The 340-nt window shown below is 61.5% G+C and carries 1 protein-coding gene; it reads left to right on the forward strand.

Annotated features, from left to right (window positions below):
- The first annotated feature begins 47 nt into the window (after positions 1–47).
- Positions 48–335 (forward strand): WXG100 family type VII secretion target, encoded by a 288-nt coding sequence (locus AB4070_RS18620; protein ID WP_052748607.1) that lies wholly within the window; start codon positions 48–50, stop codon positions 333–335.
- The last annotated feature ends 5 nt before the right edge of the window (positions 336–340 follow it).

Here is a 340-nt window from a genome sequence, read left to right on the forward strand (position 1 = left end):
TTCGGGCCGGAGGGGTCCGGTTCTCTCGATTTGCGGAGGTGTGGACGATGGCCGATTTCGGTGCGTCTTATGCGGAGATGGAGCAGGTGGCGGGTTCGCTGTCGCAGGCTCGTGATGACATTCAGGGGCAGTTGGACACGCTGAAGGGTCAGGTCGACACTCTTCTGGGTGATGACTTCAAGACGCAGCACGCGTCGGGGAAGTTCGGTGAGGGGTACACGGAGCTGACGACGGGTCTGAAGACGGCGGTCGATGGCATCAATGACATGTCGGAGTCGCTGCTCGGGATGATGCGGGCGATCCAGGATCTGGATCAGCAGCTCGCCGGCAGCTGACACAC

Source organism: Microbacterium sp. 2RAF4 (assembly GCF_052115285.1).
Lineage (GTDB): Bacteria > Actinomycetota > Actinomycetes > Actinomycetales > Microbacteriaceae > Microbacterium > Microbacterium oxydans.

Bases quoted from the DNA above. Each gene is read 5' to 3' on its own strand.
- AB4070_RS18620 (WP_052748607.1), top strand. From the start codon at position 48: ATGGCCGATTTCGGTGCGTCTTATGCGGAGATGGAGCAGGTGGCGGGT.